The organism is Bradyrhizobium sp. HKCCYLS3013 (assembly GCF_051167615.1).
In the GTDB taxonomy this organism is placed as follows: Bacteria; Pseudomonadota; Alphaproteobacteria; order Rhizobiales; family Xanthobacteraceae; genus Bradyrhizobium.
In genome coordinates this window covers 232119-248460 of sequence record NZ_JBNPTK010000007.1, presented here as the reverse complement: position 1 = coordinate 248460, position 16342 = coordinate 232119, and the positions used below count along the sequence as shown (strand labels likewise).

Here is a 16342-nt window from a genome sequence, read left to right as displayed (position 1 = left end):
ACGTCGGCCGTAAGGACGCTTCGAAGTAAGCGTCACGCGCCTTACCGCAGGATTACAGAACGACGCAGACGCTCCGGGCATCTCATCGGTGCATGACCGGGAAAAATTCCCGCGCGTTTGAACAGCCGGCTTCGAGTTGATAGACGACGACGAGCCAGGCAGCGCGCCATTGCGCTTCACACGCCAACTGTTTCGCCTGCCCGGCGGCAATGTCGTTCCGTCCGAGCCGCAGCGTCGAAGGCATCGACGTCCGCCGCATGTGCGCCCGGGAAATTTCGCAATTCTGCCGACGTGCGCGTCACAAGCCGAGCGTTGCACGCTTTGCCCAGTCCGTGCGACGCGAAAGGAAATCGGCGGGCGGCGCGCTCGAATTGTTGTGCGGCTCCACAACCATCTGCTAGGGAGTGCGGCATCGCGCGATCAGCCGGTTGGGAGAGTGGGTGTCACTGACACGCGAACGAATCGAAGGGCTCGCGCCTGATCAGGCCTCACTCGCCGCGGCGCTGAAGCTGGTGAAGCCGGCGAACTGGCCGGTGCTCGCCGCGAGCAGCGATGCCGAGGTGCTGTGGGGCGAATGCCAGGGCTCGGGCGCGACACCGTATCGCGTGGTCACCGCAGCCGAAGGCAGCGGCTACAAATGCACCTGCCCCAGCCGCAAGTTTCCCTGCAAGCATGTGCTGGCGGTGCTGTGGCTGCGGGTCGACAAGCCGGAGCGGTTCGAGACCACCAGCCCGCCGCAATGGGTCGACGACTGGAGCGCGCGGCGGCGCGGCTCGAGCGGCCGCGCGCCGGGCAAGCCGAAGCCGGAGGGCGATGATGCGGGCGCGCCGCCTTCGCTCGATGCTGCGCTGGCAGAGACCGCGACGATTGCTCCCGCCGATCCAAAGGCTGCCGCGCGCGCCGAGGCGCAACGCCAGCGCATCAGGGCCGAGCGCGAGGCCGCGATCCTCGCCGGGCTCGACGAACTGGAGCGCTGGATCGCGGATCAGCTCAACCAGGGGCTTGCCGATTTCGCTACCCGCGCCGCATCCGCCGCGCGCACGCTGTCGACACGGCTGGTCGATGCCAAGGCCGGCGGCCTCGCTGCGCGGCTCGATCAGCTCTCGTCCGAACTGTTTCGTGTCCGCGAGGATCGCCGCGCCGATCTCGCCATCGAGCAGCTCGGCACGATGACCTTGATCGCCTCGGCCTACCGGCATCAGGACCGCCTGCCGGCGCCGCTGCGCGAGGATGTCCGACGCGCGGTCGGCTGGTCGCTGCGCCGCGAGGAGCTGCTGGCGGACGCCGCGGCGCCGCGCGCAAGCAGCGTGTGGATCGTTGCCGCCAACCTGTCCGAGGTGCAGCCGGACAAGCTGCGCAGGCTCGAGACATGGCTCGTCAACACTGGCGATGACCTCAGCCAGCCGCGCGCCGCGGTGCTGGTCGATTTCGTGCCGGTGTCCGGCGGCGGCGCCGGATTTCCGTTCGCGCCCGGGGAGACCATCGACGGCGAGGTCGTGTTCTATCCGTCCGCCGCGCCGTTGCGCGGGCTGCTGGCGAGCCGCAAGACGGCGGCGACCGCGACCTGGCCGCGGCCGCTGCCGGGGCTCGCACCAGCGCTGCAGGACTACACCGCGCGGCTCGCCGCCCTGCCGTGGCTCGATCGCTGGCCGCTGCTGCTTGCGGGCGTCACGCTCCACACCACCGGCAAGGGCGCGCTCGCCATCACCGACAAGGCCGGAGATGCGATCGCGGTGGAACGCAGCCAGTTCGACCAGCTGACCCCGCTGCTCGGCCTCGACGACCTGTCGCTGCTGTGTCTGTGGGACGGCCGCGTTGCGCAGGTGCTCGCCGCCGAAACGGCGCTCGGCCGCTGGCATTACGAGGGCTGACGATGGCGAGCGCAATCGATCCCCAGAGCCATGCCCGTCTGCGCCAATCCTTCCTGCTTGGCCTCGCGCGGCAGCCCTTGGCAACGCCGCCTGCGCTGGCCGAACTATTGCCGCAGGGGCGCGAGCCGGCGCTGCCCCTGCTGGCGCTGGCCGCACAATGGCAGCGCTTCGCCGGCGCGACGGCGCCTGTCGCCGATCCCGTCCCTGATGCCGCCCTGCGGCTGCACCAGGACGCGCGGCCCATCCTGCCCGAACCGGCGCGGCGCGCGCTCAAGGCCCTGGCGCGCAGCGTCGAGAAGTCGCTGGCGTCGAGCGCCCTGCCGCTCGCGCTGCACCGTGTCCAGGCCGCCGGCTGCCGGCTGCACCCGTTCGATCTGCCGGATCTCGTGCCGCACATCAAAGCCAATGCCGAGGACCACGGCCTCGCCGAGCGTGCCTATCTGGCGCTGATCGCCTCCGACGCCGATGACGATGCGACGAAGGGCCTGTTCTTCGAACGCATCACCATCGAGAACTGGACCACCTTCCCGAAGGCGCAGCGGCGCGCCTTCGTCGCGGAGCAGCGCCGCAACAATCCCGCCGACGGCCGCGCGCTGATCGAATCGGTGTGGAAGAGCGAGCCCGCACCGGTCCGCGCTGCGCTGCTCGATGCGCTGATGGTCGGCCTCGGCTCCGATGATCAGCCGTTTCTGGAGAGCCTGAGCGCCGATCGCGCCGACAGCATCAAGCAGATCGCCGCACAGCTCCTCACGCGCATCGCTGAACGCGCCGAACGCGGCACCCGGCTGAGCGAGGCCGCTCAGTGCTTCCAGCGCGCGGGCTCGTTCCTCGCCAAGATCGGCCTCGGCTCGGCGTCGACAGTGACCTTCAAGCTGCCGGCCGACGGCCTGAAATGGCAGGAGGCCGAGGCGTTGCGCGAGCGGCTGTTCGGCGGGCTGCAGCTCGGCGCGCTCGCTGCCGCGGTCGGCGTATCGCCCGAGGCGCTGATCGCGGCACTGCCGCCATCCGAGCATCGCGTGCTCATGCTGCTGATGGATGCCGCCGCGGCCGAAGGCGACGACGACACCGTGCTGCGCATCATCGGCGCGCGTCTCTGCGGCGGCGACTCACTGCACGGATATGCCCTGATGTCGCTCGCGGCGAAGGCGCGCCAGCCGCTCGCAGCGGAGGTCGCCGAACGCGTGCTGGCGTCACCGGCCTGGCAGAAGGCGATCCAGGACCTCGCCGACGCGACCACGCTGGCGGCGCAGAAGGACGACGGCCGGCTGGTGCTCATGGCTGCGCTGATGCCGCGCGCGACGATGCCCGCCTTCATCGCCACGCTCACCCCGCTGTCCCCCGCCACTGCGCGGGCGGCCAAGGATTTCGCCGACCTCGTTTGCGCGTTGCCGACGTAACGCGCCATCCAACACTCCGGAGCACGTCCATGACGAACGCCGATGCGAGCCCCACCGACGGCCAGTTGCGCCGCTCCGCGGAAACGCTGCATGCCCACGAGCTCGAGGCGCTGGCGCAGGAAGACACGCGGGCGCGGCCGGCGCAGTGGCGGCTGTCGCCACAGGCGGTCGTGACCTATCTGATGGGCGGCCGCACCAGATCGGGCGTCGAGATCACGCCGAAATATATCGGCAACCGCCGGCTGATCGAGACCGCCGTGGCGACGCTCGCGACCGATCGCGCGCTGCTGATCCTGGGCGTGCCCGGCACAGCGAAGTCGTGGGTCTCCGAGCATCTCGCCGCCGCGATCTCCGGCTCGTCCGAGCTGATCGTGCAATGCACCGCCGGCACCGACGAGAACCAGATCCGCTACGGCTGGAACTATGCGCTGCTGCTGGCAAAAGGCCCGTCGCGCGAGGCCATGGTGGCGACCCCGCTGATGCGCGCGATGGAGGCCGGACGGATCGTGCGCTTCGAGGAGCTGACGCGCATGCCGTCGGACGTGCAGGACACGCTGATCACGGTGCTGTCGGAGAAGCTGATGCCGATCGCGGAGATCAACGACGCCGTGCACGCCCGGCGCGGCTTCAACATGATCGCGACGGCAAATGCGCGCGACAAGGGCGTCAATGAATTGTCCTCGGCGCTGAAGCGGCGCTTCAATGTCGTGGTGCTGCCGCTGCCCGCCGACCTGGATGAGGAGGTGAAGATCGTCACCAAGCGGGTCGGCGAGATCGGCGGCGGGCTGGAGCTGCCGACAATCGCGCCGGCCGACCAGGAGATCATGCGCATCGTCACGGTGTTCCGCGAGCTGCGCGACGGCCAGACGCTCGACGGCCGGCTCAAGCTGAAGTCGCCGTCAGGCTCGCTGTCGACGGCGGAGGCGATCGCGGTGACGATCGGCGCCTGGGCGGAGGCCGGCCATTTCGGCTCCGGCGTGATCGACGCACAGAGCATGGCGGCGAACCTCGTCGGCGCCATCGTCAAGGATCCGGTGCAGGACAAGGTCGTGCTGCAGGAATATCTTGAAACCGTGGTGCGCGAGCGCAAGCCCTGGGCCGATCTCTACGGCGCGATCCGCGAAGTGATGTGACGTGGCCGCAGCTTCGTCCGATCGCCTGCACCTCCTCGGCATCCGTCATCACGGACCCGGCTCGGCACGCGCCGTGCTGGCGGCGCTCGACGCCGCCGATCCGGCGGTCGTGCTGATCGAGGGTCCGCCGGATGCCGATGAGCTGATCTCCTTCGCCGCATCGCCGGCGATGGTGCCGCCCATCGCCTTGCTGGTGCATGCGCAGGACGATGCGAGCAACGCCAGCTTCTTCCCGTTCGCGGTGTTCTCGCCGGAATGGCAGGCGATCCGCTGGGCGCTGGCGAAGCAGCGACCGGTCCGCTTCATCGATCTGCCGGCGTCGCATCGGCTGGCCGAACGGGCCAAGGCGGCGAAGCCGGAGAGCGATGAAGGCAAGGCCACGCCGGAGGACGCCAACGCGGCTGCGCAGGAGCAGCCCGAGACCACCGATCCGGAGCTGGCACAGATCCGGCGCGATCCTTTGGCCTATCTCGCCACGCTCGCCGGCTATGACGACAGCGAGTCCTGGTGGAACGCGATCGTCGAGCAGGGCACGCATGGACCGGAGATCTTTGCCGCGCTGGAAGCGGCCATCGCGGCGTTGCGCGAGACAATCGATCCCCTGCCCTATCAGCCGGCGGATGAAGCCCAGCGCGAGCTGCGCCGCGAAGCGCACATGCGCCTGGAAATCGCAGCGGCGCTGAGCGCGCAGGACGGCACGGTCGCCGTTATCTGCGGCGCCTGGCACGTGCCGGCGCTGCGCCGGAAAGTGGCGCTGAAGGACGATCGCGCGCTGTTGAAGGGGCTGCCGCGGGTCAAGGTCACCGCGACCTGGGTGCCGTGGACGGAGACACGCCTCGCCGCTTCGTCCGGCTATGGCGCCGGCGTGATCTCGCCCGGCTGGTACGCGCATCTGTGGCAGGGACTGCAGCACGGCCAAGCCGCAGCACTCGACGCCACCGGCTTCACCACGCGCTGGCAGGCGCGGGTCGCGGAGCTGCTGCGGCGGAACGGCCGGCCGGCATCGACGGCATCCGTCATCGAGGCGTCCCGGCTCGCGATCACGCTGGCCGCGTTGCGCGACGTCGCTTTGCCGGGACTGGCCGAGATGCGCGAGGCGAGCCTTGCCACGCTTTGCGAAGGCGAGACGGCGCCGTTCCGCCTGATCGACCAGCAGCTCATCATCGGGCAACGTGTCGGCGAGATCGACGACAGCGTGCCGCAGATGCCGCTCGCCGCCGATCTCGCGCGCTGGCAGCGCAAGCTGAAGCTGAAGCCCGAGGCGCTCGACACCGACATGGCGCTCGACCTGCGCAGCGAGGCTGGGCTTGCCAAGTCGCAGCTCCTGCATCGCCTCGCGCTGATCCAGGTGCCGTGGGGACGGTTGCAGGGATCGGGACAGAGCCGCGGCACCTTTCGCGAGAACTGGCGGCTGCGCTGGGAGCCGGAATTCTCGGTGCGTCTGGTCGAGGCGCTGGTGCACGGCACGACCGTCGCGCAGGCCGCAGGCAACGCCGCCGTCACCCACGCGCAGGCGGCGACCTCGTTGAACACCGTCGCGGACCTCGTGCGCGGCTGTCTCGAAGCGGGTCTGAGCGAGGCGGCCGAAACGACGATCGTGCTGCTGCAACAGCGCTCGGCTGCGACCAGCGACGTTGCCGACCTCACCGAGGCCGTGCCGCCGCTCGCCGAAATCCTGCGCTACGGCACCGCGCGGGCGCTGCCGACCGAGGCGCTGCGCCTGCTGGTGACCAGCCTCGTCGAGGCGATCTGTGCCGGCCTCGTCTATGCCTGCCGCAACCTGCAAGCCGACGTCGCCGCCGATCTGCGCGGCAGGCTGGCGCGGCTCGACGTCGCGATCGGGCTGATCGAGGATCGCGGCCTGCGCGACGGCTGGAGCCGCACGCTGCTGCATGTCGCCGCCGATGCGGCAGCGCATCCGCTGGTGAAGGGCCTGGCGGGCCGCCTGCTGTACGATCAGGGCATCGTCTCACCGGAGCAGGCCGCGCTGGCACTGTCGCGCGCGCTCTCCCACAGCGTGCCGACCCTGGAGGCCGGCGACTGGCTCGACGGGTTTCTCGGCCAGAGCGGCCAGGTGCTGCTGCACGACCAGATGCTGCGCCGGATCATCGACGGCTGGCTGGCTGCGATCGACGACGAGGCGTTCAACAACCTGCTGCCGGTGATGCGCCGTGCCTTCGCGAGCTTCGACCGCAACGAGCGGCGGCGCCTGCTCGACGAGCTGGCCAGGCAGCGGCCGCTGGCCGTCGCTTCCACTTCAGATGCGAGTCCGCTGCAGCCGCTCGCAGCGCTGTCGGCCAGCGCTGCCGGCTTCGATGCGGCTCTGCCCTTGCTGTTGACCATCCTGGGCGCCGACCGGCCGATCAAGGAGGCTAATCGATGAGCGACGACGCTGCTGCCGAGCGCAACCGCCGCTGGCGCCTCGTGCTCGGCGGCGACGACCAGGCCGGCCTGTCCGATCGCGATCGGCGGCTCGATGCGGCGCTGGCCGGACTCTATGACGCCGGCTCCGGCGGCAAGCGCGGCGGGGGCCGACGTGGCGGCCTCGGCGGCTCGGCGCCGCGCGTGGCGAGCTGGCTCGGCGACATCAGGGAGTTCTTTCCCGCGCCGGTCGTGCAGGTAATCCAGAAGGACGCGTTCGAGCGGCTCGGCCTGAAGGAGATGCTGCTGCAGCCGGAGTTCCTCGCCGCCCTCGAAGCCGACGTGCATCTCGTCGCCGACCTGATGGCGCTGCGCGCGGTGATGCCGGAGAAGACCAAGGCGACGGCGCGCCAGGTCGTCGCCAAGGTGGTGAAGGAGCTGATGGAAAAGCTCGACGCCCGCACCACCGAGACGATCCGGGGCGCGGTCGACCGCCGCCGCCTCACCCGCCGGCCGCGCGCCGGCGACATCGACTGGCCGCGCACGATCGGCAGGAATCTGCGCCACTGGCAGGCCGAGCATCGCACCATCGTGCCGGAGACATTGATCGGGCACGCGCGCGCCGCGCGCCGGACCAATCTGGAGGAGGTGATCCTCTGCGTCGACCAGTCGGGCTCGATGGGCACCTCCGTCGTCTACTCCTCGATCTTCGCCGCGGTGCTGGCCTCGATCCCGGCGATCGCGATGAAGCTCGTGGTGTTCGACACCAACATCATCGACCTCACCGAGGAGCTGGCCGATCCGGTCGAGGTGCTGTTCTCGGTGCAGCTCGGCGGCGGCACCGACATCAACCAGGCGCTGGCCTATTGCGAGCGCCTGGTCCGCGAGCCGGCGCGGACGCACATGGTGCTGATCAGCGATCTCATCGAGGGCGGCATCGCCGAGCAGATGCTGGCCCGCGCCAAGGCGCTGGTCTCGTCGGGCGTGAACCTGATCGTGCTGCTGGCGCTCAACGACGACGGCCGTCCGGCCTATGACGGCAAGCATGCCGCAATCCTGGCCTCGCTCGGCTGCCCGGTGTTCGCCTGCACGCCGCACCAGTTTCCGGAGTTGATGGCGACCGCGCTGAAGCGCCAGGACATCTGGTCGTGGGCCGCAGCGCAGGACATCAAGCTGGTGCGGCCGGAGGACGGCGTCTCGGGCGTGTGAATGAAGCGCTTGGTTCTCATCTGCATCCTGCAACTCGGGCGCTATGCGGTCCTGCCCGTGGTCGGTTTGGCCGGCGGATTGCTGGTCATCTGGCTGATGCTCCTCGACGACTCCACGAGGATTGCGCTCTCGGCCTGCCACACGGCATCATGCCGGCCATGAACGACGCAGCACAGCGCGCCCACCGCGGCATCGGCCATTCGACCAATCTCGTCGGGCGTCCCTCCGCGTGGCTGGCGAGCTGTGCCTTCAACGACAGCGCGGTGCCGCTGCACATCTGGGGCGTCACGGAGATGAACCCCAGCCTGTTCACGATGCTCGATCAGGCCGAACATCTCGCCGAAGCCGGCGAAGCCTTCACCACCTACATGATGGCGATGTTCGGCCTCGATCCCGAGCAACGCGCCGCGACGTCCGGCGGCCAGCGGCGCTTCCGCTCGTCCTTCCTGCGGCTGATCCAGGGCTGGGGCTTCGACAGCAACGGCCCGGAAGGCGCCGTGCTCAAGGGCTGGGTCGAGAGCCGGTTCGGCCTCGGTCCGTCCTACCACAAGGAGATCATCGAACGCGTGGCAAGCCGGGCCTGGACGACCTATGTCCAGGAGAAGATGTCGAGCCGCTTCCACAACAATGCAATCTGGGTGCAACTCGATCTGCTGTTCGAATTCTGCCAATGGGCGATCCGCCGCTTCGCCTTTCCGGACGAGACGCATCTGACGCTGCATCGCGGCGTCAATTCGTTCGACGAGCATTGGATCGTGGAGCAAACGACACGGCGCGAGGCGGTGGTCCGGCTCAACAACCTCGTCTCGTTCTCCTCCGACCGCGACACTGCGGGCTGCTTCGGCGACATGATTCTCACCGCGAGGATTCCCGTCAGCAAGATCGTGTTCTTCAACGGCCTGCTGTCGTCACATGCGCTGAAGGGCGAAGGCGAATACCTCGTGATCGGCGGCGACTACCGCGTGAGCGTCGACTATGTGTGAGCAGGCTCCGCATGACCGCGCCTGATGTCGAGGAACGCGCGCTGGCGGCCATTCCTGCGCGCTGGCGCGACAGGCTCGACCGCGACGTGACGGCGGACATTCACGTGCAGGTGTCCCGGCTGCTGGAGATTGCGCGCGCTTCGGGCCTGATGTCTTGGAGCAAGGGCATCCAGACGTCGCAGAGTGTGCCGGCCGTGGCGGATCCGCTCCGACCGATCGTCGTCTCAGCCACGGCCCTCAACCATTCTGCGCCAGCACCTCGCGCAGCGCGTCCGTCAGCCGCGCAAGCTCCGTCTCCGAGCCGATCGTGATGCGCAGATAGTTCGCGATCCGCGGGGCGGTGAAATGGCGGACGAGCACTGCGCGCTGGCGCAAGGCTGCGGACAGCGCCTGGCCGGAATGGTCCGGATGCCGGGCGAAGACGAAATTGGCGCTGGACGGCAGCACCTCGAAGCCGAGCCGAACCAGCGCAGCGGTGAGGTCGGCGCGGTTCTTCATGATGACCGAGCGCGCCTGCTGGAAGTGCGCCTCGTCCTCAATCGCGGCGATCGCGCCGGCCTGGGCGGGCCGGCCGAGCGGGTAGGAGTTGAAGCTGTCCTTGACCCGCGTCAGGCCCTCGATCAGCGCGGCATCGCCGATCGCGTAGCCGACGCGGAGTCCTGCGAGCGCGCGCGATTTCGACATCGTCTGCACCACCAGCAGGTTGGGGTAGTCACGGATCAAGGGAATCGCGGTCTCGGCGCCGAAATCGACATAGGCCTCGTCGATGACGACGGCCGCGTCGCGACGCGCCGCCGCGAGTCGCGCGATCTCGGCGCTCGGCAGCGCGATGCCCGTCGGTGCGTTCGGATTGGCGATGATCACCGGGCCGGGGCGACCGACATAATCGTCGATACGCACGCGCATCTCGGCATTGAGCGGAACGGTCGTGTAGTCGATGCCGAGCAGGCGACAATACACGGGATAGAAGCTGTAGGTCACGTCGGGGAACAGCAGCGGCGCGGGTTGCTTCAGGAGCGCCGCGAAGGTGTGCGCGAGCACCTCGTCCGAGCCGTTGCCGACGAACACCTGCTCCGGTGAGACCTTGTGATAGGCCGCGAGCGCCTCGCGCAGCTGCGTTGCCTGCGGATCCGGATAGAGCCGCAAGGTGTCGGCAGCGGCCGCCCGTATGGCCTCGATCGCCTTGGGCGAGGGTCCGAACGGGCTCTCATTGGTGTTGAGCTTGACCAGGCCCGGGATCTGCGGCTGCTCGCCGGGCACATAGGGCGACAGCCCATGAACGAGCTCTGACCAGAAGCGACTCACGATTGTTCTCCTGCGCACCCGAGATCCGCCGATCGACGCATCGATCGGAAGCGATGGTCGTGCGAACTGAACGTGGTGTGGATCATCGGCAAATGGCGCGCCCGGAACGATTCGAACGTCCGACCCTCAGATTCGTAGTCTGATGCTCTATCCAGCTGAGCTACGGGCGCATTTTTCGCATTTGGCAGGCTCCGGGCCAGGGGCCGGATCCCGGAAGGCCGGAGCGGCAAACGCCGGCAGGCCTCGCGAAGGGCCCCTGACTAACGGCTCGGAGACCGCTTGGCAAGGCTGGAGCGGGACATTTTGCGACCATTTTTCCGCAGACGCGCCGGCACGGTTTGGCATGGCCGGAGCGGACGGGCTCGTTCCGACACAACGGGAGTTCCGGGCTCGACGCCTGCGGCATCGCCCGCCGGAATGGCAGGTGGGCCGGTCCGGTTCAGGCGCTGGCGCGCTCGGTCCAGAAGGTCTGCAGCTCGACAGGGCGGTCAGGGATCGTGATTCGGAAGGTGGCCCCCAGGGTCCCTTCGACCAGTTGGATGTCGCCATCATGGGCCCGGACCAGTTCGGCCGCGATCGCAAGGCCCAGCCCCGAGCCGCCCGGACGACCGGCACCGCGGAAGGCCTCGAACAGGTGCTCTCGCACCTTCGCCGGGACACCGGGACCCGTGTCCGAGACCTCCAGGATCGCCACCCCGCCCTCGCGGCGGCCGGTGATGCGGATCTGGCGCACGCCCGCATCCGCCGCGAGGCTGTCCAGGGCCTGGGCGGCATTGCGCACCAGGTTGAGCAGCACGCGGAACAGCTGGTCGGGATCGGCATCGATCTTCAGCCCGCGCTCGATCGCAGCGATCCAGGTGATCGAGGCATCCGGCGACAGGCCGGCGGTCTCCCGCACCTCCGCGACGACGGGCTCGACCACCACCATGCGGCGGTCCGGCGCCGGCTCCTGCACCTTGCCGTAGGACAAGGTCGACTGGCAGAACGCGATGGCGCGCTCCAGCGAGCGCATCAGCTTCGGCGCGAAGCGCTGCACCCGCGGATCGGGCACGCTGGCGAGCTGGTCCGACAGCAGCTGCGACGAGGCCAGCAGGTTGCGCAGATCGTGATTGATCTTGGACACGGCGAGGCCGAGCGCGGCGAGCCGGCTCTTCTGATGCAGCATCGAGACGAGGTCGCGCTGCATGTCGGCAAGCTCGCGCTCGGCGACGCCGATCTCGTCGGAACGCTGGCTCGGCACGATGATTCGCGCCACGCTCTCCGGATTTTCGTGGAAGCCGACGAGGCTCGCGGTGAGGCGCCGCATCGGCCGCACGAACAGGAAATGCAGAGCAAGATAGACCAGCGCCGCGGTCAGCACCGCCAGCAGCAGCGACACGCCGAGCAGGTTGCGCGAGAACCGGTACATCGCCTTGCGCAGCGGCTTCTCGTCGGTGACCACCTCGATGAACTGGGCCCGGCCCGGCGCCGGCCCGATCACCCGCATGGTGTGATCGCCGGTCTCCGTCATCATCGTCAGCGAATTCACGATCGACGACCACGCCGTCATGTCGCGCATGTCGAAGTCGTGGTCGATCGAGGCGGGCAGGTCGGCGCTCGCGAGCAGGCGGCGCTGCTGGCCCATCTTGATGGCGACGCCGCGCGCGTTGATGGAGGTGAGGATCTGCCGCGCCAGCGAATCCGGCACCATGCCGGACGGTGCGGCGTCGAGCACCAGCGCAGCGGTATTGGCGGCCGCCAGGCGGTCGTTGAGCCGGTTGGTCCAGAAATTGGCGATCGCCGGCACGTAGATCAGCACCTCCGCGATCATCACCAGCGGAATGGTCAACAGCAGCAGCTTGCCAGACAAGCCGAGCCGGCGCGACCGTTTCGGTCGCAGGCGCTCCAGGATTGGCTGGTTGTCGCTCTCGGTCACGTATCGCCCTTGTAAGAGACACCCCCACCCTTACGGGACCGCAAGATGGGACTGCACCGGAGTCCGGTCAAATTACGGATCGCTCATGTTCCGGTTTCCAAATCGTTCATAATGGAACCCAAAACTGCACGATCTCTGACATCTTCAACCCCGCCGCGCCGAGGCTATTCTTGCCTTCGTCTTGTGCGCAGGGTCTTGCGTTCTCGTCCTGCCTCGTGTCGTTCGCGACGCTGACCCGCGGCTGGTGACGAAGGTCTTTACGGGATCTCGACGTCGTCGATCCCTGCACCGCCTATGACGCCTTGCCGCGATTGACGAAGGCGGGACGCTCCCTTATAAGCCGCGCCAACCGTCCGCGATGACCCGGCTCGCCCGGGAGCGGCTCGATTTCAGGGCCGGCAGCGGTCCATTTCGGGCCCGGAAGCATCACCGGACATCAATCGACATTTCAAGCAGGCAAGTTGTCAACTGGCAAATTGCCCGTCAGCGGAGAACGACCCGTGAAGCGGACTTATCAACCCAGCAAACTGGTGCGCAAGCGCCGTCACGGCTTCCGCGCCCGTCTCGCCACCACCGGCGGCCGCAAGGTCCTTGCCGCGCGTCGCGCCCGGGGCCGCAAGCGTCTCAGCGCCTGAAGCCAGGGCGTCTGTCCCGGAGATTTCCATCATGGATCGGCTACGGCAGCGGGCGGACTTCCTCGCCGTTGCCGATGGCGTGCGGGCGAACAGCCCTGCCTTCGTGGTCCAGCGCCGGGAACGGCCGGACCAGGGCCCGGTCCGGATCGGCTTTACCGTCACCAAGAAGAATGGCACCGCCACGGAGCGTAATCGCATCCGTCGGCGGTTGCGCGAGCTTGTGAAACGGCTCGATCCCTTGTCGATGCGGCCGCACAGTGACTACGTGCTGGTCGGCCGGCGGGATGCCCTGTCACGCGATTTCCAGACCATGCTCGCCGACCTCCAGGCGACGCTCCGCCGCCTCGATCGGCCGCAGGCCAAGCCGCAGCCGCGCAAGCTGAACCAGCAGAACGCTTCCGCTCCGGACGCGCATTCCCGCAAACCGGATTGAACGACGAGACGATAAGAAAACGATGACCGACAATCGCAACACCATCCTCGCCGTCATTCTATCCGGCCTCGTGCTGATCCTGTGGCAGGTCTTCTACAACGGCCCGCAGATGGAGAAGCAGCGCGCGCAGGCGCAGATGCAGGCCGAGCTCGCCAAGAAGCAGGCGCCGGCAACCCAGCCCGACAGCGCCGCGCCGTCAGCCACCCCGCAGCCGGGCGCGACCGCGACCGGCAGCCCGAGCGCGCCGGGCGGCGCCGTGACCAGCACCGGCGTGATGCCGCGCGACACCGCCATCGCCGCCACGCCGCGCGTCAAGATCGACACGCCGCGGCTGACCGGCAGCATCTCGCTCAAGGGCGCGCGGATCGACGATCTGGCCTTCGTGCAGTACCGCGAGACGGTCGATCCGAAATCGCCGGCTATCGTGCTGTTCTCGCCGTCCAACACCGCCGAACCCTATTACGCCGAGTTCGGCTGGGTGAACGCCGCCGGCGCCAAGGTGCAGGTGCCCGACCAGAACACGGTCTGGCAGCAGGACGGCTCGAATGCGCTGACGCCGTCGACCCCGGTGAAGCTGACCACTACCAACGGCGACGGCCTGACTTTCCAGCGCACCATTTCCGTCGACGACCACTATCTCTTCACCATCAAGGATGACGTCACCAATGCCGGCAACGCGCCGGTGACGCTGTATCCCTACGGCCTGATCTCGCGCCACGGCACGCCGCACGTGTCCGGCTACTACATCCTGCACGAAGGCCTGATCGGCTATCTCGGCGAGAAGGGCCTGCAGGAATTCACCTACAAGAAGATGGACGACGAGAAGGCGGCGAAGTTCGACGTCACCAATGGCTGGCTCGGCATCACCGACAAATATTGGGCGGCGGCGCTGCTGCCGATGACGGATGCCCGCCTGCAGGCGAACTATTCGTCGAAGCTGGTCGACAACCAGCATCGCTACCAGACGGACTATGTCGAGACCCCGCAGACGGTGCCGGCCGGCGGCTCGACCAGCGTCTCCACGCGGCTGTTCGCCGGCGCCAAGGAGGCCGGCGTCGTCGGCATCAACTTCCCGATCGGCGGCCTCGGCGGCTACAACCAGAAGCTCGGGCTGAACCATTTCGATCTGCTGATCGACTGGGGCTGGTTCTACTTCCTGACCAAGCCGATGTTCCTGGCGCTCGACTTCTTCTTCCGCTTCTTCGGCAATTTCGGCATCTCGATCCTGCTGGTGACGGTGCTGGTGAAGCTCCTGTTCTTCCCGCTCGCCAACAAGTCCTACGCCTCAATGGCGAAGATGAAGGCGATCCAGCCGCAGCTCCAGGCGCTCAAGGAGCGCTATCCGGACGACCGGATGAAGCAGCAGCAGGAGATGATGGAGATCTACAAGAAGGAGAAGATCAACCCGGTCGCCGGCTGTCTGCCGGTCGTGCTGCAGATCCCGGTGTTCTTCTCGCTCTACAAGGTGCTGTTCGTCACCATCGAGATGCGACACGCGCCGTTCTATGGCTGGATCAAGGACCTCTCGTCGCCGGATCCGACCAATCTGTTCACGCTGTTCGGGCTCCTGCATTTCGATCCGACCCAGCTGCCGCTGTTCGGGCATTACCTCGCGCTCGGCATCTGGCCGATCATCATGGGCATCACGATGTGGTTCCAGATGAAGCTGAACCCCACGCCGCCCGATCCGACCCAGGCGATGATCTTCAACTGGATGCCGCTGATCTTCACCTTCATGCTCGCGGGCTTCCCGGCCGGTCTCGTGATCTACTGGGCATGGAACAACACGCTGTCGGTGCTGCAGCAGGGCTTCATCATGCGCCGCAACGGCGTCAAGGTGGAGCTGTTCGACAACATCCGCGGCACGTTCAGGAAAAAAGCGGCTTGACGACCAAGGCGGTGTGAGCCGCTGAAGCAACGAACCATCTACCGTGATGGCCGGGCTTGTCCCGGCCATCCACGTTTTGATATCCCGCGCAATGGGCGTGGATGCCCGGGCCTTCGCCGCGCCGAAGGGGCTTCGGCCCCGCAGGCGGGTCAAGCCCGGGCATGACGAAGAGCGAAGGCTTGTCATGACCACCAGCGCCGATGCAGACGACCGCCTGATCGAGAAAGGCCGCAAGCTGTTTGCGCAGGCGTGGCGCTTCACGCACGCATCACCGTCGATCGAAAGCCTGCCGCCGATGGGGGCGATCGAAGTCGCCTTCGCCGGCCGCTCCAATGTCGGCAAGTCCAGCCTGATCAACGCGCTGACCGGCCAGAACGCGCTGGCGCGCACCTCGCATACGCCGGGCCGCACCCAGGAGCTGATCTTCTTCGAGGGGCCCGAGCATGCGCCGCTGCGGCTGGTCGACATGCCCGGCTATGGCTATGCCGCCGCGGCGAAGACCAAGGTCGCGTCCTGGACCGAGCTGATTCACAAATTCCTGCTCGGCCGCGCCTCGCTCGCCCGCGTCTATGTGCTGATCGATGCCCGTCATGGGCTGAAGGAAGTCGATCAGGAGATCCTCAAGACGCTGGACCGGTCCGCCGTCAGCTATCAGCTCGTCCTGACCAAGGCCGATCAGATCAAGCCGGCCGAGCTCGCAAGCCGGATCGCCGAGACCGAGGCCGCGCTCGCCAAGCATCCGGCGGCGTTCCCGCAGGTGCTGGCGACGTCGTCACGATCCGGCACCGGCATGCCGGAGCTGCGCGCCGCCATGGTGCGGCTGCTGGAAGAGCGGAGCACATGATGACGCCGTGGCGAATCCTGGTCGCAATGGCCGGGCTGATGGGCGCCGCCGGCGTCGCGCTGGCGGCCAAGGCCGCGCACGATCCCGATGCATCCCGGCTCGCGACCGCCTCGACCATGCTGCTGTTCCATGCCTGCGCCCTGCTCGGCACCATCGCGCTGGCCGAACGCGGCGTCGTCGCGAGGCGCATCGGCCTGGCCACGGCGATCGGCTTCGTGCTCGGCCCAGCCCTGTTCGCGGGCGACCTCCTGATGCGGCAGTTCACCGGCGACCGGCTGTTTCCGTTCGCAGCACCGATCGGCGGTAGCCTGCAGATCGCGAGCTGGCTCGCACTCGCGGTCTGCGCGCTGTGGCCGCGGCGGGCCTGA

At 68.0% G+C, this 16342-nt stretch carries 14 protein-coding genes and 1 tRNA gene; 11 read left to right on the top strand and 4 right to left on the bottom strand.

Going from position 1 to position 16342, the window contains the following annotated elements; translation table 11 throughout:
• Positions 1-82: 82 nt before the first annotated feature.
• Positions 83-244 (bottom strand): hypothetical protein, encoded by a 162-nt coding sequence (locus ACQR1F_RS15745; RefSeq protein WP_434913410.1) that lies wholly within the window; start codon positions 242-244, stop codon positions 83-85.
• Positions 245-440: 196 nt separating this feature from the next.
• On the opposite strand from ACQR1F_RS15745, the gene ACQR1F_RS15740 reads away from it, so the two are divergent.
• From ACQR1F_RS15740 to ACQR1F_RS15715, 6 genes are all read left to right on the top strand, one after another.
• Complete coding sequence (locus ACQR1F_RS15740; protein WP_434913409.1) at positions 441-1871, top strand: SWIM zinc finger family protein; 1431 nt, start codon at positions 441-443, stop codon at positions 1869-1871.
• Positions 1872-1873: 2 nt separating this feature from the next.
• On the top strand, positions 1874-3268 hold the full coding sequence (locus ACQR1F_RS15735; protein ID WP_434913408.1) for a DUF5691 domain-containing protein: 1395 nt from the start codon (positions 1874-1876) through the stop codon (positions 3266-3268).
• A 29-nt stretch (positions 3269-3297) separates the two neighbouring features.
• Positions 3298-4401, top strand: coding sequence for an ATP-binding protein (locus tag ACQR1F_RS15730; protein WP_434913407.1), 1104 nt, complete (start codon positions 3298-3300; stop codon positions 4399-4401).
• Position 4402: 1 nt separating this feature from the next.
• Positions 4403-6784, top strand: coding sequence for a DUF5682 family protein (locus ACQR1F_RS15725; RefSeq protein WP_434913406.1), 2382 nt, complete (start codon positions 4403-4405; stop codon positions 6782-6784).
• On the top strand, positions 6781-7971 hold the full coding sequence (locus ACQR1F_RS15720; RefSeq protein ID WP_434881930.1) for a VWA domain-containing protein: 1191 nt from the start codon (positions 6781-6783) through the stop codon (positions 7969-7971). The genes ACQR1F_RS15725 and ACQR1F_RS15720 overlap by 4 nt, the downstream gene beginning before the upstream one ends.
• Before the next feature lie 158 nt (positions 7972-8129).
• Positions 8130-8954 (top strand): NAD(+)--dinitrogen-reductase ADP-D-ribosyltransferase, encoded by an 825-nt coding sequence (locus ACQR1F_RS15715; RefSeq protein ID WP_434886837.1) that lies wholly within the window; start codon positions 8130-8132, stop codon positions 8952-8954.
• A gap of 237 nt (positions 8955-9191) precedes the next feature.
• Here the strand turns inward: ACQR1F_RS15715 and hisC are convergent, their stop codons facing one another.
• From hisC to ACQR1F_RS15700, 3 genes are all read right to left on the bottom strand, one after another.
• The gene (hisC, locus tag ACQR1F_RS15710; RefSeq protein WP_434913405.1) at positions 9192-10259 is read right to left on the bottom strand and encodes a histidinol-phosphate transaminase; all 1068 of its coding nucleotides are present in this window, start codon (positions 10257-10259) and stop codon (positions 9192-9194) included.
• Between the two features lie 93 nt (positions 10260-10352).
• Positions 10353-10429: transfer RNA gene (locus tag ACQR1F_RS15705), tRNA-Arg, on the bottom strand.
• Positions 10430-10698: 269 nt separating this feature from the next.
• Entirely contained in the window at positions 10699-12174 is a 1476-nt protein-coding gene (locus tag ACQR1F_RS15700) for a sensor histidine kinase (RefSeq protein WP_315715364.1), read from the bottom strand.
• A gap of 500 nt (positions 12175-12674) precedes the next feature.
• On the opposite strand from ACQR1F_RS15700, the gene rpmH reads away from it, so the two are divergent.
• The 5 genes from rpmH (at position 12675) to ACQR1F_RS15675 (ending at position 16342) form a co-directional block, all read left to right on the top strand.
• A complete protein-coding gene (gene rpmH / locus ACQR1F_RS15695; protein WP_006609582.1) occupies positions 12675-12809 on the top strand; it encodes a 50S ribosomal protein L34 in 135 nt (44 codons plus the stop codon).
• 31 nt (positions 12810-12840) lie between these two features.
• Positions 12841-13242 carry a ribonuclease P protein component gene (rnpA, locus tag ACQR1F_RS15690; RefSeq protein ID WP_315800470.1) on the top strand — a complete coding sequence of 134 codons (402 nt, stop codon included), beginning with the start codon at positions 12841-12843 and terminating at the stop codon, positions 13240-13242.
• Between the two features lie 22 nt (positions 13243-13264).
• Complete coding sequence (gene yidC, locus ACQR1F_RS15685) at positions 13265-15130, top strand: membrane protein insertase YidC (protein WP_315800471.1); 1866 nt, start codon at positions 13265-13267, stop codon at positions 15128-15130.
• 184 nt (positions 15131-15314) lie between these two features.
• Positions 15315-15974 carry a ribosome biogenesis GTP-binding protein YihA/YsxC gene (yihA, locus tag ACQR1F_RS15680; RefSeq protein ID WP_315800472.1) on the top strand — a complete coding sequence of 220 codons (660 nt, stop codon included), beginning with the start codon at positions 15315-15317 and terminating at the stop codon, positions 15972-15974.
• Complete coding sequence (locus tag ACQR1F_RS15675; protein WP_316183285.1) at positions 15971-16342, top strand: DUF423 domain-containing protein; 372 nt, start codon at positions 15971-15973, stop codon at positions 16340-16342. The genes yihA and ACQR1F_RS15675 overlap by 4 nt, the downstream gene beginning before the upstream one ends.